The following is a 21,854-nucleotide window of genomic DNA, read 5'->3' as shown; positions in this document are numbered from 1 at the left end:
GATCAGTAACCGAGCGCCTTACGCAGCATGTTGAGCGCAACAAGCGTCAGGAACACCGCGAAGATGCGCCGCAACCGGGCGCCATCCATGCCGTGGGCCAGCTTGACCCCGATGGGTGTCGTCAGCAGCGTCATGGTGATCACGACCAGAAAGGCGGGGCCGTTCACCGCACCCAGCGTCAGCGGCGGCGCGTCCTCGACCGACAGGAACAGGAAGCCCACCACCGCCGGAACCGCGATGATCACGCCGAACCCGGCGGCCGTGGCGACCGCGCGATGAATCGGCGTGTTGTAAAGGCTCATCAACGGCACGCCGAAACTGCCGCCACCAATCCCCATCAGCGCAGACAGGAAACCCACCATCGGCGAAACGATTGCACGGGCCAGCCCCTTTGGCATCTCAGACCCCAGCCGCCAACTGGACTTTCCCAGGCCCAGATAGGCGCCGATCACCAGCCCGAGCCCGCCGAAGATGCCCTGCAGCACGACCGAGCGCAAAGAAGCCGCGACCAGCACACCGACAAGCGCGCCGATTGCGATCCCCGGTCCCCAGCCGCGCAGTATGCCCCAATCGACGGCCCCGCGCTTGTTGTGGGTCAGGACGGACCGAACGGATGTTACGACAATCGTCGCCAGCGATGTGGCAAGGCAGACCTGCATAAGCTGTGGCCCGTCATAGCCGAGCGTCTTGAACGCATAGAAATAGGCGGGCACCAGCACGATCCCGCCGCCGACGCCCAAAAGGCCCGCAAGCACTCCGGCAAACCCGCCGATCACAACGAGCAACAAAAGCATTTCCAGCAACAGCATGGTGTCAGGCATCAGAAAGTCCCCTCGTTCGCGCGCGCTTGGCCTACACCGCCGCGCCGCCGAAGGCCAGAGCGTCCGGTCCGATCCGAGATGATGGTTGTGGCTTTCCCGCAAACGGAACGAAACCGCGCGGTTGCGGTCCGAAACTGCGCGGTTTCTGCATATTTATCCGGCGCCTGCGTAGACCTGGCTCAGGCCGCCTGAGCGGTCTCCACGGCCAGAAGCGCGCGCTCGACCACCTCGAGCCCCGCACCGTCCGCTGTCGCGTTTTCCGACAACACGCGCCGCCATTGCCGCGCGCCGGGCCGCCCGTGAAACAGCCCCAGCATGTGCCGGGTAATCTGGTGGAGGCGTCCGCCCTCCCGCAGGTGCGTCTCGATATAGGGCATCATCGTCGCGACGATATCGGATGGACCTTGTGCTGCGGATGCTGCACCGAATACACTGGCATCGGCCTGCGCAAGCATGTCCCAAGGGCGGTGATAAGCCGCGCGCCCGACCATCACGCCATCAAGCCCGCTTTCCAGAAAATGCACTGCGTCTTCAATGCTTTCCACGCCGCCATTGATCGAAATATGAAGGTTCGGGAACAGCATCTTCATCCGCTGGACAAGATCGTAGTCGAGCGGCGGAATATCGCGGTTCTCCTTTGGTGACAGGCCCTGAAGCCATGCCTTGCGGGCGTGGATCGTCACCCGTTCGCAGCCTGCCGCCACGATCTGCGACAGGAATTCGGGCAGCACCTCTTCGGGGTCCTGGTCATCCACGCCGATGCGGCATTTGACCGTCACGTCGATATCGACCGCATCGCGCATCGCGCGCACGCAATCGGCCACCAGCGCCGGGCTTTTCATCAAGATCGCGCCGAAGGTGCCCGATTGCACCCGGTCGCTCGGACAGCCGCAATTGAGGTTGATTTCATCATACCCACGCTCAGCCCCCAACTTTGCCGCAACCGCCAGCTCACGAGGCTCGGAACCGCCAAGCTGCAGCGCGACGGGGTGTTCCTCGTCGTTGAAATCCAGCAGGTGCAGGGCATTCCCCCGCACCAGTGCGGGCGCCGTCACCATCTCGGTATAGAGCAGGGCCTGACCGCTGATCAGACGGTGGAAGAACCGGCAATGCCGGTCGGTCCAGTCCATCATGGGGGCGACGGACAGGCGGGCGGCGTCTGATATGCGGGCACTTTTCAGCATGCGGTGCAGATAGCCCATGCAACCGCCTTGTTCCAGTGCCCAATCCAGCGCGGTTTCACGTCGCAACCCGGTATCGACGTCACCAAACCGCTTGCACAAACCGCTGCTGATCTGACACGACAGGATATGGCATCGCCCGTCACGGGCGTCGTCCAATAACGTACCGATGCCTTCTCCGCCGGAGGGGCGTTTCTGGAATGGCCGGGGGCGGACGCTCTCCGGCGTGGCCAAGCCGCCTGAGAGGTTCACATGGCACTTATCACCCTTCGTCAATTGCTCGATCACGCGGCTGAACATGGCTATGGCGTGCCGGCGTTCAACATCAACAACATGGAACAGGGGCTTGCGATCATGAAGGCGGCCGCGAAATGCGACTCGCCCGTGATCATGCAGGCCAGCCGTGGCGCGCGGTCCTATGCAGGCGACATCATGCTGCGCCACATGATCCAGGCGCTTGCCGAGATGTATCCGCATATCCCGCTTTGCATGCATCAGGACCACGGCAACAACGAACAGACCTGCCTGTCGGCGATCCGGCACGGGTTCACCAGCGTGATGATGGACGGATCGCTCGAGGCGGACATGAAAACGCCGGCCTCGTACGACTACAATGTCGACATCACCGACCGCGTCAGCCGCATGGCGCATTGGGTCGGCGCCTCGGTCGAGGGGGAGCTTGGCGTCCTTGGTTCGCTCGAAACCGGAGAAGCCGGCGAAGAGGACGGATCGGGTGCAGAAGGCAAGCTGACGGCCGAACAATTGCTGACCGATCCCGATCAGGCAAAGGATTTCGTGGCAAAGACACAGGTCGATGCGCTGGCCATCGCCTGCGGCACCAGCCACGGCGCTTACAAGTTCAGCCGCAAGCCGACGGGCGACATTCTGGCGATCAGCCAGATCGAAGCGATTCACGCCAAGATCCCCAACGTGCATCTGGTGATGCATGGGTCGTCGTCGGTTCCGCAATACCTACAGGATCTGATCAACGAATACGGTGGCGAGATGCCCCAGACCTATGGCGTGCCGGTAGAAGAGATCGAGCGCGGCATCAAGTCTGGCGTGCGCAAGGTCAATATCGACACCGACAACCGCATGGCGATCACCGGGCAGTTCCGCAAGGTGGCTATGGAGAAAAAGACCGAGTTCGACCCGCGCAAGTTCATGATCCCGGCGATGGAAGAGATGGAAAAGCTGTGCCTCGACCGGTTCGAGCGGTTCGGGACGGCCGGCAACGCGTCAAAGATCTCCCCGCTTGACCTGGACGAGATGGCCAAACGCTATGCCGACGGGTCTTTGAAGGTCTGAAAACGCGGGCGGCGCCAAAACACCATGGCGCCGCCCTGCCCCGTCATTTCTTGAGGTTGGTCCAGATCTGGTCATAGACCTCTTGCGTGGCCTGATCGCAGACCTCGATGAAGACGCCCGCACCCGCATCCGCCGGCGGGTTCGATTCCGGCTGGGTGGCCAGCGTCGGATCGAGGTACGGCTCGACCCCCGACACACCCGCGTTGTAGCGCGCATAGTTGGTTACGGCGGCGATATTTTCAGGCTCGAGCAGGAAATCCATGAACTTGATCGCGTTGTCGCGGTTCGGCGCGTCCTTGAGCAGCACGACGTTGTCCATCCACACGATGTAGCCCTGCTTGGGGAAGGCGTATTCGATATTGGCGCCCTCGGCGCGGGCCTTGGCGGCGAACCCGTCATAGATCTGGCCAACTGCCGCGTCACCCGACACCAGCACTTCTTTTGCTGTGTCCGAGTTGAACGACGCCCAATGCGCCTTGGCGTCCTGCAGCATGGCGTTCAGAGCCTTGAGCTGTTCACGGTCTTGGCTGCATTGCGGGATGCCCATATGCAGCGCCGCCATCGCCAGAACCTCGCCCTGGCTGTCGAGCATGTTGATCTTGCCCGACAGTTCGGCGGGCGGGTTGAACAGGATGTCGGTGGTGCCGATATCGCCCTTGTAGGCATCGCGATTGACCGCGAACGAGGTCGAACCCCACTGATACGGGATCGAATGCGCGCGGCCCGGATCAAACGACGGATCGGCCCATTCGGGCTGGATGTTGCCCTTGTTGGCAAGCTCGCCTTCGGCGATGGTGTCCAGCAGGCCCTCGCCGGCCATGATCTTGACCATGTAGTCGCCGGGCACCGCAACGTCGTAGGTGCCGATGGCCCCGGCCTTAAGGGCAGCCAGAAGCGCCTCGTTGCTGTCATAGGTGTCCATGACGATTTCGACATCATTCTCGGCGGCGAACTTGTCCAGCAGCTCCTGCGGGATGTATTCGAACCAGTGATAGATCACCAGCTTGCCTTCGGCCATGACGGCGCCCGCGGTCAGTCCAAGCGCCGCGGCCAGCGCCGTTGTGTGCAGCAGTTTCTTCATGATCTTCTCTCCGTCTGTTGGGTTATTTGGTGTTGTCCCTGCGGCTGATCAGCCAGGACAGGGCGACCATCACCACCGACACGCCCAGAAGCATGGTGGATATGGCCATGATATTGGGCTTTATGCCCTGTTTCACCGCGCCGAAGATCGCCGTGGGCAGGGTTTCCACGCCCGCGCCCTTGACGAAATTGGTGATGATGAAATCGTCCAGCGATACGATGAACGCGAGGATGAACCCCGAGATGATGCCGGGCATCATCAGCGGCAAAAGCACCCGGGTGAATGCCTGGCGCCGCGTGGCATAGAGATCCTGCGCGGCCTGTTCGTAACTGGCCTCGATCCCCTGCATCCGGGCCGAAATCGGCAGGTAGGCAAAGGGAATGCAGAACGCGATATGCGCCAGCAGGATCGTCAGCAGGCCGCGATCGAACCCGATGGCGTTGAAAAAGATCAGCGTCGCCACGGCGGTCACGATTTCCGGCACCATCAAGGGCAACGAAATCAGCCCGAAGGACCACGTGCGCAGGCGGAACCGCCCGCCGCGAATGATCGCCGTCGCCGCAAGCGTGGCGATCGTGGTGGCGACGCTTGCCGCGATCAGCGCGATCACGAAGGAATTGCGCGCCGCCAGTTTGAACTTTTCGCTTTCGGGACCGGTGAACACATCCGCGTACCAGCGCAGGCTGACGCCTTCCCAGTTGGTGATCGATTGCGAGGCGTTGAAGCTGTAGATCGTCACCACCACCAGCGGCGCGTAAAGCACGAACAGGCACAGCAGCGTGACCGCGCGAAAGCCGGGATAGACCCGCAGGTTATACGACCGCGCCGCCATCAGCCGTTGCCCGCCCTTGCCTGCTGCCGGGCGAAGATCAGCAGCAGGATCAGCACCATCGTCAGCAGGATCATCGACGCCGCCGCCCCGAACGGCCAGTTGCCGGCATTGCCCTTGAACTGCTCTTCGATCAGCGACCCGATCATGAAGGTCTTGGCCCCACCCAGAAGGTCGGGCGCCAGGAACGACCCCAGCGAGGGCACGAAGACAAGGATGCAGCCCGCCACGATACCGGGCTTTACCGCCGGGATCACGATGCGCCGCAGGATCACCCATCGCGGCGCATAAAGATCGGCTGCCGCCTCGGACAGCGAGAAGTTGTAGCGTTCCACCGCCGCGTAGATCGGCAGTACCATGAACGGCAGGTAGGAATAGAACAGGCCCAACTGCACCGCGAGGTTCGTGTTTACGATCGACAGCGGTTCCGACAGGATGCCAAGACCGAGCAGCGCATCGTTCAGCGGGCCCTGATCGCGGAGCAGGAACTTCATCGACACGGTGCGGATCAGCAGGTTCACCCAATAGGGAATCGTGATCAGGAACACCCACAAAGCGCGCTGCCGCGCGGGCCGTGTGGCGATGAAATAGGCGGTTGGAAACCCGATGGCGAGGCTCAGAAGCGTGGCCGCCCCCGCCTGCCAGATCGAGCGCCAGAATATCAGCAGGTAAGTCCATTCGATGCTGCAGGGTTCGTCGCCGAAAAGGCCGCGATTGCAAAAGAACTGGTCATAGGCCGACAGGGAAAACTCCCAGATCACGCCGCCGCGGAATTCCTTGGTCAGGAAGGAATAGACCAGCATCATGCTGACCGGCGCCAGAACGAGAATTGTCAACGAGACCCAGGCCGGCAGCAACAGCCACAGGCGCACGGGGGCGTAGGTGTCGGTGCGTGGACCGCCACCTGCTGTGCCACCCCCCGCCATCAGTCGGCCAGGAGGCGGCCAGCCCCCTGCTCCAGGTGGACGGCGACAGCCGTGCCGGGCGCGAATATGCCCTGGGCGCCACGGTCCGAATTCGACGTGCGCACCGTCAGCCGAAGATCGGGCGAGATTTCGACGATGGTGGTGATGTCGGTGCCGACGAAGATGTTTTCCAGCACAGTGCCGGACAGGTAGCCGTCGCCCGGCTCGGACAGGTACAGGCGTTCGGGACGGATCGACATATGCACATACGCCCCCGGAGCGATGCCTTCGACCGCGTCACAGGCGATCTGGTGGCCGGACGCCAGACGACAGGTTGCGGATTGGCCTTCGACCCGGTTCACCGTGACAGACAACAGATTGGTGTCACCTATGAAATCGGCCACGAACATGTTGCGCGGGCGTTCATAAATGTCGCGCGCATCGCCCAGTTGCTGCAATTCGCCGGACGACATGACCGCGATCCGGTCGGACATCGTCAGCGCCTCTTCCTGGTCGTGCGTGACGAAGATGAAGGTGATGCCGGTATCGCGCTGCAGGTGCTTGAGCTCGATCTGCATGGCCTTGCGCAGTTTCAGGTCCAGCGCCGAAAGCGGCTCGTCCAGCAGCAGAACCTTGGGCTGCGGGGCAAGCGCGCGGGCCAGTGCCACGCGCTGCTGCTGCCCGCCCGACAGTTGCGCCGGTTTGCGGTTTGCGAATTGCGAAAGCTGCACCATTTCCAGCACCTCGCCCGCCCTCTTGCGCGCATCGGATTTCGACTTGCCGCGCATTTCCAGGCCAAAGCCCACATTGTCGATCACGGTCATATGCGGGAACAGCGCATAGTCCTGGAACACCGTGTTGATCGGGCGTTTGTGGGGCGGCAGGGTTTCGATCTCGTCACCGAACAGAAATATCGCGCCTTCGGTCACATCCTCGAAGCCCGCGATCATCCGCAAAAGCGTGGTCTTGCCGCAACCGGACGGGCCAAGAAGCGTGAAAAACTCGTTGTCGCGGATCGACAGCGAAATCCGTTTGAGCGCCGTGAAATCGCCATAGCGTTTCACCGCATCGCGCACATCGATCGCAATAGTTCCGTCAGTCGCCACCTGGCATGTCCCCGCGCTTGTCGTGCGAACGAGAATAGAAACCGCATCCCCATGGCAGAATACGCGGTTTCCTCATTCGGACTTCGTTTTTCCCTAACCCTGCCTGCAAAGGCGCAATCGAAAGACCCATGCGCCGCGCCGGATCAATGCGCCGCATAATCGGGCGCCGTGCCCATATTTTCGGCACCTCGCCAAGCTGCATCACCGGCACAATCCTTCGACCACCCGTGTCAGCATCGAATCGCAGGCCTGCAATTGATCGAGGGTGATGTATTCGTTGGGCTTGTGCCCCTGACCTTCCATCGAACCGGGCCCGCATACGACCGTGTCGATGCCCAGGCCATCGAAGAACCCCGCCTCGGTCCCGAAGGCGACCTTTGTGGTTTTGTTAAAGCCGGTGATCGCCTGCATTTCCGTGACGAATGCGGCCCCGCGATCGGTCGACAGGCCCGGATAGGCCGCGATCTCCTCGACATCGATCCGCGCACCACCGCCATAATCCGACGCGATACGCGCGAGGTCCGCTTCGATCCGGGCGCGGAGGTCTGCCGGGTCGTCCTCGGCCAGGTGGCGGAACTCCATCAGCAGTTCGGCCTGATCGGGCACGATGTTCAACGCGGTGCCGGCGGTCATCCGGCCGACATGCACGGTGCTGTAGGGCACGTCATAGGCCGTGTCGCGCGCGCCTTGGCTGGCCAGCCAGTCCTGCAACGTGCGCATCGCAATAACGACATCTGCACCCAGATGCAGCGCGTTCACGAAACGCGGCGCCAGCGCAGAATGGCCGGATTGCCCGCGGCATTTCACCCGCAGGGATTGCTTGCCCTTGTGCCCGATGGCCACCTGCATCCCGGTGGGTTCGCCCACGATGCAGGCGCGTGGAAGGCCGATGGTTGGCGCAAGACGGTCGATCATGTGGGCGATGCCGAGGCAGCCCACCTCTTCGTCATAGGAGATCGCCAGCTTCAGCGGCTCTTTCAACGGGGCCTTCGCAGCCTGGTCGGCGGCGTTCAACATCGCGGCGAGAAACCCCTTCATGTCGGTTGTTCCACGTCCGAAAAGGCTGTCGCCCTCGCGCGTCAGCGCAAAGGGCGGACGGGTCCACTCCTGGCCATCGACGGGAACGACATCGGTATGGGCCGACAGCATGATCCCCGAACCCGCCGGTCCGATGCTGGCGAACAGCCCTGCCTTTTCCCCGGTCGGGTCGGTGACACGTTCCAGCTTGAATCCCCGCGACGACAGGTAATCCTGCACATAATCGATCAGAGCAAGGTTCGAGCGCGCGCTGACCGTGTCATAGCCGATCAGCCGGTCGAGGATATCGAGGGTCGATGTCATCGGGTCAAAGTCTTCAGGATGTTCAGCACCCATTCGGCGTCGGTTTCAGGATGCACGATGCACAGGCGGAACACCATCTCGCCGCGCCAGCGCGTGGGCAGGCACAAAAGCGCGCCGGAGCGGCGATGCCCTTCGGCCCAGGCGATCATTTCGTCTTCGGTCATGGCGGTCGGTCTGAAAAGGATAACGGTCAGTTGTGGACCAAGCAGCAGGTCCAGCCCCTGCATTTTCGTGATCCCGGCCGCGATGGTTTCCGCCACCTGCCGGGTGCGCGCAATCGCGTCGGCGTAGGCGTCCGTGCCATGCACGGCCAGCGAAAACCACAGCGGCAATCCCCGTGCCCGCCGGGTGAGGTGCAGCGCGTAATCCGATGGATTGAAATGATTTTTGTCCACTGTATCGAGGTACACCGCCTGCTGTCCGTGGGCCGCGGCCCCATGCGCGGCATCGCGATAGATCAGCGCGCAGCTGTCATAGGGCGCGAACAGCCATTTATGCGGATCGACGATCAGGCTGTGGGCGCGTTCGATCCCGTCGAATTGCGGCCGCATAACCGGGTCGGCCAGCGCCGCAAGGCCATAGGCGCCATCTAGGTGCAGCCAGAGATCGTGCGTCTCGGCCAGGTCGGCCAGCCCGGCGATATCGTCGACCGCCCCGCAATTGGTGGCGCCGGCATTCGCGACGATGGCAAAAACCCGGCTTTCCAGGCGATCGGCCGCGGCTTGGGCGCTCATACGCCCGGTTTCGTGGGCATCGACAACGATCAGGTCCACGTCCATGACCCGTGCAACCGCCCGGATCGAGCTGTGCGCCTCGGTCGAACACAGGATCGCCCAGCGGTCGGGGCGCGCAATGCGGGCCGCGCGCCATTCGCGGGCCGCATGCAGCGCGGACAGGTTGCCCAGCGTGCCGCCCGCAACGAACACCCCGCCCGCGCTGTCGGGCCAGCCGGCCATGTCAACGATCCAGCGCAGCGCCTGGTTTTCCGCGTGGACCGCGCCTGCGCCGCCATCCCAGTTCCCCGCGAAAATGCCCGCCGCCCCCAGCGCCGCATCAAAGCTGAGCGCAGCGCGCGTCGGGGCCGATGCAACGAAGGACAGGCTGGTGGGATGCCCGAAAGGCCGGGTCGACGGCACGATGGTGTCGGTGAACAGTCCGAAAACCTCGTCCGGAGTCCGGCCTTCGCGCGTGATCGAGCCGCCGAGAACCGGCTCCAGCACGTCGAAAGCCTGCGCCCCGTGCTTGGGATCGGGGCCATGTTCGATGCGCGCGCCGGTCCAGGCCAACATCGCCTCGGTCGCGCGCCGGGGAAAAGGAAACGGCCCGCCGGTCATTCCGGGGCCAATTCGGCGGTTTCGCGGCGGAAAGGCAGGTCGTCCCCGATATCCGGCATATCCAGTTCGCGCGCATAGCGGTGCCCGGCATAGGTTGCCCATGCAATCGGCCCCGGTGCCTCGGCATCGCCGATGATACGCACCGACCGGATACCCGCATCGGCCCAGTCCGACTGCCGCGCCTTCAGATCGCGCCAGACCCCGTTGGTTTCGGTTCTCGAGGCGACCATAACCACAGCATCGCAGCCCATCGGCGTCAGCGCATCGGTATAAGTGCAGTTCGTAACCACGTGATCAGATTGGATTTCCACCACGCCCCGGTTCAGAACGATTTCCACGCCCATCCCGGCCAGGCGCTTGTGGATCGTGTGCTGCTCCAACGTGTTCACCGTCCAGTCCGACAGGTAGGCCGAGGGCGTCACGATGCACACCTCGCACCCCTGCTGCACCAGCAATTCGGCCAGAACGCCGCCCATGTAGTAATGATCGTCGTCATAGATCACCACGCGCCCCCTTGGCAGGTTCCCGGCCATGATGTCATCCGGCGTGAAAAGCGGCATGGCGGCGTCGATGGCGAAGGGGACGACGTGCTGACGGCTGACCCCGTCGCGCCGCCATTTCGCACCCGTCGCGATGCAGACATGTTCGAAGCCGAATTCAAGGATGCTTTCCGCGTCAAGTTCGCTGTTGAAATATATCTGAACATTGGGTTTCTTGCCGATCTGGTAGGCCCGGTAATCGACCACGCGGCCCCAAGCCGAAAGGCCCGGCAGTTTGCGTTCTCCGATCAGCCGCCCGCCCAGCTCGGTCCCGGCCTCGGCCAGTGCCACGTCATAGCCGCGCTCGGCCAGCGCGCGCGTGGCTTCGAGACCAGCAGGCCCCGCGCCCACCACCAGAACCGTTCCGCTGTCGCCCTTGGCGTTCATCCGTTCGGGGTGCCACCCCTTGCGCCATTCTTCCATGAAGGTAGGGTTCTGCGTGCAGCGGCTCAGGCTCATGGTCATGTCGCCGGTGATGCAGATATTGCAGCCGATGCATTCGCGAATATCGTCGATACGGCCTTCTTCGATCTTCCTGGGCAGGAACGGGTCCGCGATCGACGGGCGCGCGCATCCTATGGCGTCCAACACACCCTGCCGGATCATCCGCGCCATCACGTCGGGCGAGGTAAAGCGCCCCACGCCGACGATGGGACGGTCGGTCAGTTCGCGGATACCGCGTACCAGTTCCTCCTGTGCGGCCTCTTCCTTGAAGCGTGACGGGCCGGAACAATCCTCCCAGGTGCCATGGGCCAGATCCCACATGTCGGGCAGGTTGCGGTGCATTTCGATGAAATCGCGCAGTTCGGCATTGGAAAAGCCGAGATCACCGATGGTTTCGTCCAGGCTGACGCGCATCGTGATGCCCATCGTATCGCCCACCGCGTCGCGGATGTCGGCCACAACCTCGCGTGCGAACCGCGCCCGGTTTTCCAGGCTGCCGCCATATTCGTCGTCACGCTGGTTGGTGGCGCGGCTCAGAAAGTGCTGGAAGATCCCGAAGCCATGCGCGCCATAAAGGCAGATCAGGTCGAACCCCGCCTGTTGCGAGCGTTTTGCGGCATTGACGAACCAGCGGCGCAGGTCGCGGATTTCCTCCTTGTCCAACGCACGCGCCTGCAGCGGATCGTTGGTGAAGGTGCGGATCGGCATCGCCGACACGGCAAGCGGCACCTCGCGCGTGTAAAGGTTGGGTCCGTTCACCCCGGAATAGGCAAGCTGGATGCCGGCCAGCGCACCATGTTCCTTCATCTTTCCGGCCATGCGGGCCAGTGGCGGAATATCCTTGTCCTCCCACAGGCGCAGTTCAATGAAGGGCGTGATTTCCGACGTGTGGTGCATCTCGCACTGTTCGGTAAAGATCACGCCCCAGCCGCCTTCGGATTTGACGCCGCGCATAGCCGCGGCGGCGGACGGGTCACGATACCCGCCGCCATTGCAATGCGGCACCTGGTAGAAGCGATTCTTGGCGGTGACCGGGCCGATTTTCAGCGGCTGGAAAAGACTGTCATAGCGGGGGTCGCGCAACCTCGCCTCCTGTTCGCATGGGATCGCGGCAAGGATACCTTTGCCAGTCCACACCGAAAGACTAGCCTGCGAAATCGCTGCTTAGGATATGGCTAAGTTGCGCTTGTGACGGCGATACCGCCCAGGCCCGGCAACGAACCCTCGTCCACCGCATCGCGGCAATGCGTAAGGAACGCGCGCACGGCGCTCGATTTTTCCACGTCGCGCGCCATCAACAATCCCATCTGCATCGGCCGCGCGGCGCCCCGGATCGGAATGAAGCGAAGCGGTTTGCCATCGGGCGACAACGGGTTGAGCGGGCGCACATTGGCGATGGAATAGCCGAACCCGTTCGCCACAAGGCTGCGCATCACCGCCATGTCGCGGGTGCGTTCCACAACGCGCGGCTTGACCCCAATCTCGTCGAAGAACGACAGGAAGTAATCGGCGCTCAACGGAAGATCCAGCAGGACCATCGGATGATCCTTCAACTCTTCCACCGTCACATCCGTGTGGCCGGCCAGAGGGTGCGTTTCGTCCACCAGCGCAAAGGGTGGAAGGCTGAGAAGCGGTTCGAACCGCAGGTCGGCCGGAAGTGCCAGGTCATAGGTCAGCGCGACGTCGATTTCCGACCGGCGCAGGGCGCTGAAGATTTCAAGCTGGTTCAGCTCAAGCTGGCGTAGTCGGACGTCCGGGTAGGCCGCCTCGAACCCGCGCCGCAGCGACGGCAGGACGATCTGCGCGAATGTGACAAGGCAGCCCACTGCCATCGGCCCGCGCACCGTGCCTGCGATATCGCCCGCGATATCCATCATCGCCCCCGCCTCGCGCAGGACGATGCGGGCCTGTTCCAGCATCTGCCGCCCGGCCTGGGTCAGCGACAGGCCCTGCGCGTGCTGTCGCACGAATAGCGGCAGGCCGAATTCCTGTTCAAGCTGGGTGATCGCGGCGGAAATCGAGGGCGAGCTGACATTGATCCGCTCCGAGGCGCGCGCGATGCTGCCCGCCTCGCCCACGGCCACGAAATATTCAAGCTGCCGGAGGGTATACCTCAGCATCGACCGACCTCGCGCGTTTTCCTGACCCATGATTGACCGTGTCGCGCGGGCTTGGCAAGCGGCGGCTATTCGTCCCCTGGAGCGCCGTAAGACGGTGCTGCGCGCGGATCGAGCGCGCGTTGCACATAGGCATCAAGCTGCGGCTTGTAGATGTCCCAGGTGGTGGCCACCGCCTCGATCGGGCAATCCTCGGTCCAGTCGCAGCGCAGGTCGGCCACCGGCCATGGCACCTTGTCGACCAGCATCATGCCGGCTGAATGCACCGGTCCGGCCTCGCCCCCGGCGGAAAGGCCCGCGCGCATCGCCGCGATCAGTCGGTCACCAAGATGCCCGGATGCCGCCAGGAACCCGTCGACGATCGCCTGCGGCACGCCGTCATTTGCCAGCAGGTTGCCGCCGGATGCCACGTTCGGCCCCTCGGCCTGCGTCCAGATGCCCAGCGAATTCGGCCCCGAATGGATAGCCGTGCGGCCCTGTCCGTCCACCGCCAGAACCTGCCTGTAGTCGATGAAGCGGCCCCGGCGCCTGACCTCGTCCACGGCCTCGGCCGCGCCCATACCGCTTTCCATCAGGTCCAAAGCCATCGGCCCCAGCGTCGGGTCTGTCACGTTCTGCGAGGCAACCGCCCCGACACCCGCCCGCGCATAGGCGCAGCGCGCGGCCACGGCGGGCGAGGATGACGAAATCGCAACCCCGAACATCCCCGTTTCGTCGCATCGTGCCACCAGTGAAAAGGTCATGATCTTCCTCTTGCTGAAAAAAAATTGGCAGGGGATGGAGGGACGCCCCCACCTATCCCAAGCGTATCGCGCAGACCCGCCGATGCCGATCAATCGGGGATGACGGCGGTGGCGTCGATTTCCACCAGCCATTCGGGGCGCGCCAGCGCCTGCACCACCAGCCCGGTCGAAACCGGGTGCACGCCCCGGATATATTCGCCCATCGTGCGATAGACCGCCTCGCGGTGGCGCACATCTGTGATGTAGACCACCACCTTGACGAGATGCTCCATTGTGCCGCCCGCCTCTTCGATAAGCTGGCGGATGTTCTGCATCACCTTGTGGGTCTGCTCTACCGGGTCGTGGCTGTCGATGTTGACGGCGGTGTCCAGCTCTTGCGGGCATTGCCCGCGCATCCAGACGATGCGGCCGCCGCTGGTCACGACCGCCTGTGCCAGGTCGTTGTCCAGTTTCTGTTCGGGATAGGTGTCGCGTGTGTTGAACGTGCGTATTCTGTGATGTTCCATGTCTTGCCCTTTATACCGCGCCCTGCCCGGTTTCGATCCGGTCCAGCAGATAGCGCGCGAAATCGTAATTCGGCCGTTCGAGATGCGACAGGTGCCCCGCCTGCGCCAGTGGCGATGACAGACCGCGGAACACCTTTTCGGTGCAGCCGCGATCCTCGATGTTCACATCGTCCAGCAGCGCCTTGAGTTGCCGGAAATTCTCGGCTGCGTCCGCATCGCCCTTGAAATCGTCGGACATGCCACCGCCGAACCGGATATGGACCTGCCCCGGACCCTTGGGCAACAGCGAAAGATACCAGAAATAGCCCGGAGTCAGCGTGATCAGAAGCGACGGGTAGATCGCGATCAGATATGTCATGCGCCGGTCGTCCCCGCTCAGGCGGTCGTTCGACGGATGGGCGCAGGCGATCCGCAGGCTCTCGTCCTTCAGGATCGTGTGATAATTGAAGGCGTCATGCCCCGGCGGGCAGATCATCTCGTCCAGTTTCGACAGCCCCCCGATGGTGCCGGCGTGGCAGACCGGAAGGTGGTAGCTTTCCATGAAGTTCTCGGCCAGCACCTTCCAGTTCGTGTCCCAGACATGTTCCTCGAAGAATGCCTCGGAATAGCGGGTCATGTCATAGCCGGCGATCATCTGCTCCAGCGCGCCAAGCCGCGAGGCTACGGGTTGCGCATCGGGGTTCAGCGACACGAAGGCCCAGCCCAGCCATTCCTCGCAGCGGACCTGCGGCAGGCGATAGCTGTCCTTGCAGAACCCGCTGTTGCGCGACATTGCGGGTGCGCCGCGCAGCGATCCGTCCAGGTTGTAGGTCCACGCGTGATATGGGCACACGATCCGGCCCGCATTGCCACGTCCCTGCAAAAGCGTGGACATCCGGTGCAGGCAGACATTGGATTGCGCGCGCAGGTTTCCGTCATTGTCGCGGATCACCATGATCGGCTGACCGGCCAGGTCGCATGTCAGGTAATCGCCCGGTGCGGGCAGCGCGCTCGACCTTCCGACGCAATACCATTCCTTGCTGAAGATATGTTCGGATTCGAGCGCAAGAAACCGGTCCGAGGTATAGACTTCGGGCGGCATGGCGCGCGCGGTTTCGAAATCCGCGGTCGCGGCCGCGCGCAACCCGTCGATCACGCCGTCATCGGCAATGTCCCTGGCCATTCCCCTGCTCCTGTTCGCTGTCCCGCTTGCGACAGGATCGACGCTTTGCCGATCGGTGGAAAGCAGGGACTGCCTTAGTCGTGCTTAAGCAAAGGCTAACGGTGATTAGCGAGAACCCAAGCAAGGCTTCACCATTTGTTAGTTTTGGCCATACCCCGCACTCGCCTAACTTGCGCAACGGAACAGCGCAAAGGATGCACGCGATGGAAAAGACACACACGCTCGTTGTCGGTGGCGGACAGGCGGGGATCGCGATGAGCGAGCATCTGGGCGCACAAGGCATTCCCCATATCGTGCTGGAACGCGACCGCATCGCGGAACGCTGGCGCTCGGAGCGGTGGGATTCGCTGGTCGCCAACGGCCCTGCCTGGCATGACCGCTTTCCCAACCTGGAATTTTCCTGCGGCGGCGAGGAATTCGCCGGGAAAGAAGCGGTGGCGGATTATTTCGTCGATTACGCCGCAAATATCGGCGCGCCGATCCGCTGCGGGGTCGAGGTGACGCATGTCACCCCGCTTGCCGGCAAGGGCGGTTTCCGGGCAGAGACATCCGCCGGCGTGATCCAAGCACAATCGGTCGTTGCCGCGACCGGCCCGTTTCAGCGCCCGGTGATTCCGCCGCTCGTCCCGTCGGATGCCCCGGTTACGCAAATGCATTCCAACGCCTACCGGAACCCCGCGCAATTGCCGCCGGGCGCGGTTCTGGTTGTCGGCGCAGGGTCGTCCGGCGTGCAGATCGCCGAAGAGCTGATGCGCGCGGGCCGTCAGGTCTACCTTTCGGTCGGACCGCATGACCGCCCGCCGCGCCGCTATCGCGGGCGGGATTTCGTTTGGTGGCTGGGCGTGCTGGGCAAGTGGAACGCGGAAACGCCGGGCCCCGGAACCGAACATGTGACGATCGCGGTCAGCGGCGCGGATGGCGGCAAGACGGTCGAGTTCCGCGCGCTTGCCAACCAGGGCATGACGCTTGTCGGCATGACCGAAGGCTATGACGCCGGGGTGATGCGCTTTGCACCCGATCTGGCCGACAACCTGCGCAACGGGGACCGGAACTACCTGTCGGTTCTGGACGAGGCCGATGCCTATATCGAGGCGAACGGACTCGACCTGCCGCCGGAGCCGCAGGCACGGGTGATACCCGACGATCCCGCCTGCGTGACCGATCCGCTGCGCGCGCTCGATCTGGCAAAGGCCGGGATCGGCACGATTCTCTGGGCCACCGGATATGCGCTGGACTATGGCTGGCTGGCGGTCGATACTTTCGACGACAAGGGCCGCCCGATCCACCAACGCGGGGTATCGCAGGTTCCGGGCATCTATTTCCTTGGCCTGCCGTGGCAGTCGCGGCGGGGCTCGTCCTTTATCTGGGGGGTGTGGCACGATGCAAAATTCATCGCCGACCAGATCGCGATACAACGCGGCTACATGGCTTATCATGATGCAGCGCAGCCGGTGGCCGAAAACGCCTGACAAGCGTTCCGGCAGATCCTCATGAAAATAGCGGTCTACCAGGCACCATCCCCCAAGGGTGACGTCGAACGCGCGTTCGACGTGATAGCCGCCGTGCTGCATGCCGCCGCGCAATCCGGCGCGGAAATCGCGGTCATGCCTGAGCTGTTCCTGCCCGGCTACAACCAGCCCAACCTTGCCCGACAACTTGCCGAGGCACAGGACGGACCCTGGGAAAGGCGATTGTCCGACCTGTGCATCGCGGCGGGCTGCGGCCTCGTGACCGGCTGGGCCGAGCGCGACGGTGCACGCATCTTCAACAGCGCCGGCTGTTTCGACCGCACCGGGCGCAAGATAGGACACTACCGCAAGGTCCAGCTTTTCGGCCCGATGGAGAAAGACGTCTACACGGCGGGCGACAGCTATACCGTTTTCGATCTGGGTGGCCGCCGGGCGGCGCTGCTGATCTGCTACGATGTCGAGTTTGCCCATCACGTCGCCGAACTGGCCGCCCGGGGCGTCGAGCTTTTGCTTGTGCCGACGGCAAACCCCGCAGGATTCGACAACGTGCCCGACCTGCTGGTGCCGGCGCGCGCCTCGGAAAACCGCATGACCATCGCCTATGCCAATTACTGCGGCGTCGAAGGCAACCTGTCCTATGGCGGCAAGTCGGTTGTCGTGGGCCCTGACGGCGCGCCGCTTTGCAAGGCAGGCCGGGGCGAGGTTCTGATGGTTGCCGATCTCGGGGTCGCGGACGCGTTGGAGCCAGCCTGGCTCAGCACGCAGGCGGCCGATCGGCGCGATCTCTAGATTTCGGCGCGGTTTGCCCGCAAACTTGCCCGGTAAACAGTACGGTTTTAGATCTCAGCCGCCACGAGGTGACCATGACCGCTTTGCCGCCGGAAAAACTGCGCCCGCGCTGCGATCCGTCCAGCCTTCCGTTTCGCACCACGGATGAATTGCCCGATCACAGCGACCTGATCGGTCAGGATCGCGCGCTCGAGGCGATCCGCCTTTCTGCGGAAGTGACCCATCGCGATTTCAACCTGTTCGTTCTGGGGCCAAGCGGAACCGGGCGGCATGCCGCTATCGAAGAGGTGCTCAAGGCGCAATCCGGCCAGCGCCCCCTGCCCGTCGACTGGGTTTACGTGAACAATTTCGACGCCCCTCACAAACCCCGCGCGCTTTCGCTGCCTCCGGGCCATGCCCCGCGCCTGCGGGCGGCGATGCAGGATCTTGTGAACGATCTTGCGCGGGATCTTCCGGCGGTGTTCGAATCCGACGAATACCAGACGCAGCGCCGCGCGATAGATCAGGAATACGCCGAAAAGCAGGAAGGCGCGATGAGCGATTTCGCCGATGCCGCCCGCGCCGAAGGCGTGGCCCTGCTGCGGACGCCAATGGGATTCATGCTGACAGCGCTCAAGGATGGCGAGGTTCTGAAAACCGAGGATTTCGGCAAGCTTCCCGAAAAGGAACAGGACGAGATCGAGGAAAAGATCGCGCGCCTGCAAGAGGATCTGGCCGATGTCCTGCGTCAGGCCCCGCGACTGGAACGCGCGCATGCCAAACGGATCGAACAACTGAACGCCGAAACGGCCGCGCGCACGGTGTCGTCGCGGATCGAGGAATTCGACCCGACACTGCGCGCCATCAAGGCGGTGTCCGATTACGTCTTGGAAGTCGAGCAGGACATCATCGCACATGCCGACCTGTTCCTGCAAGCCGTGGCACAGGGTGGCGATGGCGGTTTTCCCGGACCGCTGCGCAAGTTTCACGAAGACCCGGCATTCGACCGCTACGTGGTGAATGTCATGGTTTCCCATAGCGGAAAGGACGGCAAGGGCGCGCCGGTCGAAACCGAGCATACCCCGACGCTGGACCGGCTGGTGGGGCGGATCGAACATGTGTCGCAGATGGGTTCGCTCGTGACCAACTTCACGATGATCAAACCCGGCGCCCTGCATCGGGCGAACGGGGGATTTCTCATGCTCGAGGCGCGCGCGCTCCTGTCCGAACCATTTGCCTGGGACGCGCTGAAACAATGTCTGAAGACGCGGTCGATCAACATAACCTCTCTGGCCGAACGCTTAAGCATGATGTCCACCACGTCACTGGAACCCGATCCGATCCCGCTCGATCTGCGGATCGTGTTGATCGGTGACCGGATGCTGCACGCACTTCTGGTAATGCTCGATCCCGATTTCGGCGATCTTTTCAAGATACAGGCCGATTTCGAGGAATCGGTCCCGCGTGGCGATCGGGAAACCGATGCGCTTTATGCCCGTCTGATCGGTGCCTATTCCCGCCGCGAGGGCCTTCCGGCGATCACCGCAGCGGGTGTTGCCCGCATCATCGACGAGGCTGCCCGCCGGGCCGAGGACAACACGAGGCTGTCTCTGCGCCTGGGCCAGATCGGCGACCTTGTGAAAGAGGCGGCGCATTACGCCAAGGCGCGTGGCGCGGCGCGTATCGAGGCCGAAGACATCGATCATGCCTGCGAAGCGCAGGATCGGCGCGCGGGCCGCATTAAGGACCGCATGCAAGAGGCGATTGGCCGTGGAACCGTTCTGATCGACACCCAAGGGGCCCAGATCGGGCAGATCAACGGGCTGTCGGTCATCGGGCTGGGCAATTACAGTTTCGGACGCCCTTCGCGGATCACGGCGCGTGTGCGCATGGGCGCGGGCAAGCTGGTCGATATCGAACGCGAAGTGGAACTGGGCGGGCCGCTCCATTCCAAGGGCGTGATGATCCTGTCGGGCTATCTGACGTCACGCTATGCGCTGGATGTTCCGTTCTCGCTCCATGCCAGCCTCGTGTTCGAACAAAGCTATGGCGGGATCGACGGCGACAGCGCGTCCTCGGCCGAGCTTTACGCGCTGTTGTCGGCGCTATCCGAGGCACCTCTGGAGCAGGGGTTGGCCGTGACCGGATCGGTCAACCAGGCGGGCGAGGTTCAGGCAATCGGCGGGGTCAATGAAAAGATCGAAGGCTTCTTTGAAACCTGCCGGGCACGCGGCCTGACCGGCACGCAAGGGGTGCTGATACCCAAGGCGAATGTCGAGCACCTGATGCTGAACGACGACGTGGTTGCGGCCGCGCGTGAGGGCAAGTTCCGGGTCATTCCGGTATCAACGATAGACGAAGGAATCTCACTGCTCACCGGGATAGACGCCGGCACCCGCGATGGAACGGGCAAGTTTCCCAAAGGGTCTATCAATGCGCGCGTCGAGGCCCGGCTGCGCGGCTTTGCCGAAACGCGCCGCGATTTCCTGCGCCGGAAAACCGATGGAGGGGACGCGGAATGACCGGGCGGTCCGGCGGATTACGGGTTCTGATCGGGGCTGAAAGCCTGCTCGATGCCGAGCCTGCGTTTCGCCTGATCGACAGGCTGTCCGCGCGCGATATCGCGGAACTCGGCGGCCTTTTGCTGCAGGCGGCCGAACTTGCCACGACACCGCGACTTGCGCGGCAGCGGGTGGTCACGCCTGCCGGTGTGCTGGCGCCCTTGCCACCGGCGTCATCGGCCAGTGTGTGGCTTGCGTCCGATGCAAACCGGTTTCGGACGCGGCTTGCGGCGGTTGCGGGCGCACGCCAGTGGCGCGTCGATGTGGAACAGCGGGATCTTGATCATATCGCGGATTTCACACGCGGCTGGGACGTGTTCATCCTGGGCTGCCGGTTGACCCATCGGTTGCCGGGCCGGGTCGTGCTGGTTTCGGGCGAGCCTGTGCCAGAAGGTGAAACCGCGCGGTTTGCGCGGGAAATCGCGCGGTCTGCGGGTGCGGACCTGACGGTCCTATCGAATGACGACCGCCTGCCCGCCCGTCTGACGCGTCTGCCGATGGCCGCCGTCATTCTGGATTGCGCCACGGCCCCCCTGCCCGAGCCGTCCCGCCTGCGCGCGATTGTCGACGCGGCGCGTTGTCCGGTGATCGTGATGCAAGGCCCGTCAGGCTGACACCCGCACGCCGCCGATGTCACCGGTGTCGTGCATCTTTCGAAGCGCCAGGGCGATCTCGGACAGGTACGGCGCAAGCGGTGAGCCAGTGCGCCAGACCATGCCGATGCGCCGTTCCGGGCGCGGTTCCGGCAGGCGCGCGACGGATACGGCCGCCGACGCGGTTTCCGTGCCGACCGCCATTTCCGGGATCAACGTGACGCCGATGCCGACACCGACCATCTGCACAAGGGTGGCAAGGGTGCTGCCCTCCATCAGGTCGCGCGGCGTGGATTGCCCGATATTGCAATACGATAGCGCCTGATCACGAAAGCAATGCCCCTCTTCCAGCAACAGCAGGCGCATCTCGCGCAGGGTTTCGGCGCGCGGCACAGGCTTGGCCGCATCCGTTTGCGGCCGGACCAGCATGAATTCTTCGTCGAACAAGGGTTCTTCATGCAGACCCGGTTCGGACACCGGCAATGCGACGATTGCGAAATCCAGCCGCACGTCCAGCAGGTCGTCGATCAGGGTTTGCGTCACAGCCTCGCGCGGGCGGATGTCGAGACCGGGAAAGGCGTGCGTCAGATGCTTGATCAGGGCCGGCAACAGGTAGGGCGCAATCGTCGGGATCACGCCGATGCGCAAACGGCCCGCCATCAGATCGTGGGAACTGCGGGCAAGATCCTCGATCTCGTCCACGGCACGCAGTATATCCTCGGCGCGTTCCGCCAGCGCCTCGCCCAGACGGGTCAATCTGATCTGGCGGGCGTTGCGCTCGATCAGCGGTGCGCCCAACAGCGCCTCAAGCTCTTTCATCTGGACGGACAAGGCCGGCTGCGAGATCGAACACGCCTGCGCCGCGCGTCCGAAATGGCCGTGACGCGCCAGAGCGGCGAAATACCGGAGGTGTTTCATGGTGAGTCCAATCATAACCCCTCATTATCGCAATCATTCGAATTTCGAAATTCTTTCTTATTTAGAATGATGCTAAATTCCGCCCGAGCGAGGAGGAATCGGGGGTAACACCGCCAGACATTGGCGGT

19 protein-coding genes are annotated in these 21,854 nt (G+C 63.3%); 5 read left to right on the top strand and 14 right to left on the bottom strand.

The annotated features are described in order from the left end of the window. Positions 1-2: 2 nt before the first annotated feature. Complete coding sequence (locus tag BLT50_RS01680; protein ID WP_090025847.1) at positions 3-821, bottom strand: sulfite exporter TauE/SafE family protein; 819 nt, start codon at positions 819-821, stop codon at positions 3-5. Positions 822-1,000: 179 nt separating this feature from the next. Next, positions 1,001-2,005 carry a tRNA dihydrouridine(20/20a) synthase DusA gene (gene dusA / locus BLT50_RS01675; RefSeq protein WP_090026989.1) on the bottom strand — a complete coding sequence of 335 codons (1,005 nt, stop codon included), beginning with the start codon at positions 2,003-2,005 and terminating at the stop codon, positions 1,001-1,003. 249 nt (positions 2,006-2,254) lie between these two features. Between dusA and fba the strand changes: the two genes are divergently transcribed. Beyond that, positions 2,255-3,310, top strand: coding sequence for a class II fructose-bisphosphate aldolase (gene fba / locus BLT50_RS01670; RefSeq protein ID WP_090025845.1), 1,056 nt, complete (start codon positions 2,255-2,257; stop codon positions 3,308-3,310). A gap of 43 nt (positions 3,311-3,353) precedes the next feature. Here the strand turns inward: fba and BLT50_RS01665 are convergent, their stop codons facing one another. The 11 genes from BLT50_RS01665 to BLT50_RS01615 form a co-directional block, all read right to left on the bottom strand. Next, positions 3,354-4,391, bottom strand: coding sequence for an extracellular solute-binding protein (locus BLT50_RS01665; protein WP_090025843.1), 1,038 nt, complete (start codon positions 4,389-4,391; stop codon positions 3,354-3,356). A 22-nt stretch (positions 4,392-4,413) separates the two neighbouring features. Then, positions 4,414-5,223, bottom strand: coding sequence for an ABC transporter permease (locus BLT50_RS01660; RefSeq protein WP_090025842.1), 810 nt, complete (start codon positions 5,221-5,223; stop codon positions 4,414-4,416). Then, on the bottom strand, positions 5,223-6,146 hold the full coding sequence (locus BLT50_RS01655) for an ABC transporter permease (protein WP_090025841.1): 924 nt from the start codon (positions 6,144-6,146) through the stop codon (positions 5,223-5,225). Before BLT50_RS01655 ends, BLT50_RS01660 begins: the two co-directional genes overlap by 1 nt. Further along, positions 6,146-7,231 (bottom strand): ABC transporter ATP-binding protein, encoded by a 1,086-nt coding sequence (locus BLT50_RS01650; RefSeq protein WP_245723251.1) that lies wholly within the window; start codon positions 7,229-7,231, stop codon positions 6,146-6,148. The genes BLT50_RS01655 and BLT50_RS01650 overlap by 1 nt, the downstream gene beginning before the upstream one ends. 201 nt (positions 7,232-7,432) lie before the next feature. Beyond that, positions 7,433-8,572, bottom strand: a complete 1,140-nt coding sequence (argE, locus tag BLT50_RS01645) for an acetylornithine deacetylase (protein WP_090025837.1) — start codon at positions 8,570-8,572, stop codon at positions 7,433-7,435. After that, a complete protein-coding gene (locus BLT50_RS01640; protein ID WP_175491365.1) occupies positions 8,569-9,906 on the bottom strand; it encodes a pyridoxal phosphate-dependent decarboxylase family protein in 1,338 nt (445 codons plus the stop codon). The genes argE and BLT50_RS01640 overlap by 4 nt, the downstream gene beginning before the upstream one ends. After that, a complete protein-coding gene (locus BLT50_RS01635; protein WP_090026988.1) occupies positions 9,903-11,972 on the bottom strand; it encodes an oxidoreductase in 2,070 nt (689 codons plus the stop codon). The genes BLT50_RS01640 and BLT50_RS01635 overlap by 4 nt, the downstream gene beginning before the upstream one ends. A 92-nt stretch (positions 11,973-12,064) precedes the next feature. Beyond that, entirely contained in the window at positions 12,065-13,009 is a 945-nt protein-coding gene (locus tag BLT50_RS01630; protein WP_090025833.1) for a LysR family transcriptional regulator, read from the bottom strand. A gap of 65 nt (positions 13,010-13,074) precedes the next feature. Further along, a complete protein-coding gene (locus tag BLT50_RS01625; protein ID WP_090025831.1) occupies positions 13,075-13,749 on the bottom strand; it encodes a DUF1028 domain-containing protein in 675 nt (224 codons plus the stop codon). An 89-nt stretch (positions 13,750-13,838) separates the two neighbouring features. Continuing rightward, positions 13,839-14,255: a RidA family protein gene (locus BLT50_RS01620; RefSeq protein WP_090025829.1), complete on the bottom strand. Its 417-nt coding sequence runs from the start codon at positions 14,253-14,255 to the stop codon at positions 13,839-13,841. 10 nt (positions 14,256-14,265) lie between these two features. Further along, entirely contained in the window at positions 14,266-15,417 is a 1,152-nt protein-coding gene (locus BLT50_RS01615) for an aromatic ring-hydroxylating oxygenase subunit alpha (protein WP_090025827.1), read from the bottom strand. Positions 15,418-15,620: 203 nt separating this feature from the next. Here BLT50_RS01615 and BLT50_RS01610 point away from each other — a divergent pair, with 203 nt between their 5' ends. The 4 genes from BLT50_RS01610 to BLT50_RS01595 all read left to right on the top strand — a co-directional run bounded on the left by BLT50_RS01610 (position 15,621) and on the right by BLT50_RS01595 (position 20,829). Continuing rightward, positions 15,621-16,886: a flavin-containing monooxygenase gene (locus BLT50_RS01610; protein ID WP_090026986.1), complete on the top strand. Its 1,266-nt coding sequence runs from the start codon at positions 15,621-15,623 to the stop codon at positions 16,884-16,886. A 21-nt stretch (positions 16,887-16,907) separates the two neighbouring features. Next, complete coding sequence (locus BLT50_RS01605) at positions 16,908-17,675, top strand: carbon-nitrogen hydrolase family protein (RefSeq protein WP_090025825.1); 768 nt, start codon at positions 16,908-16,910, stop codon at positions 17,673-17,675. A 74-nt stretch (positions 17,676-17,749) separates the two neighbouring features. Beyond that, entirely contained in the window at positions 17,750-20,176 is a 2,427-nt protein-coding gene (locus BLT50_RS01600) for a Lon protease family protein (protein ID WP_217629218.1), read from the top strand. After that, complete coding sequence (locus tag BLT50_RS01595) at positions 20,173-20,829, top strand: hypothetical protein (protein WP_090025823.1); 657 nt, start codon at positions 20,173-20,175, stop codon at positions 20,827-20,829. Before BLT50_RS01600 ends, BLT50_RS01595 begins: the two co-directional genes overlap by 4 nt. Here the strand turns inward: BLT50_RS01595 and BLT50_RS01590 are convergent. Next, positions 20,821-21,741, bottom strand: coding sequence for a hydrogen peroxide-inducible genes activator (locus tag BLT50_RS01590; protein ID WP_090025821.1), 921 nt, complete (start codon positions 21,739-21,741; stop codon positions 20,821-20,823). The genes BLT50_RS01595 and BLT50_RS01590 overlap by 9 nt on opposite strands. Positions 21,742-21,854: the final 113 nt, after the last annotated feature.

It is taken from the genome of Lutimaribacter saemankumensis (assembly GCF_900100005.1).
Classification (GTDB): domain Bacteria; phylum Pseudomonadota; class Alphaproteobacteria; order Rhodobacterales; family Rhodobacteraceae; genus Lutimaribacter; species Lutimaribacter saemankumensis.
The sequence above is the reverse complement of the archived record's forward strand: the minus strand, read 5'-3'. Positions and strand labels throughout refer to the sequence as shown.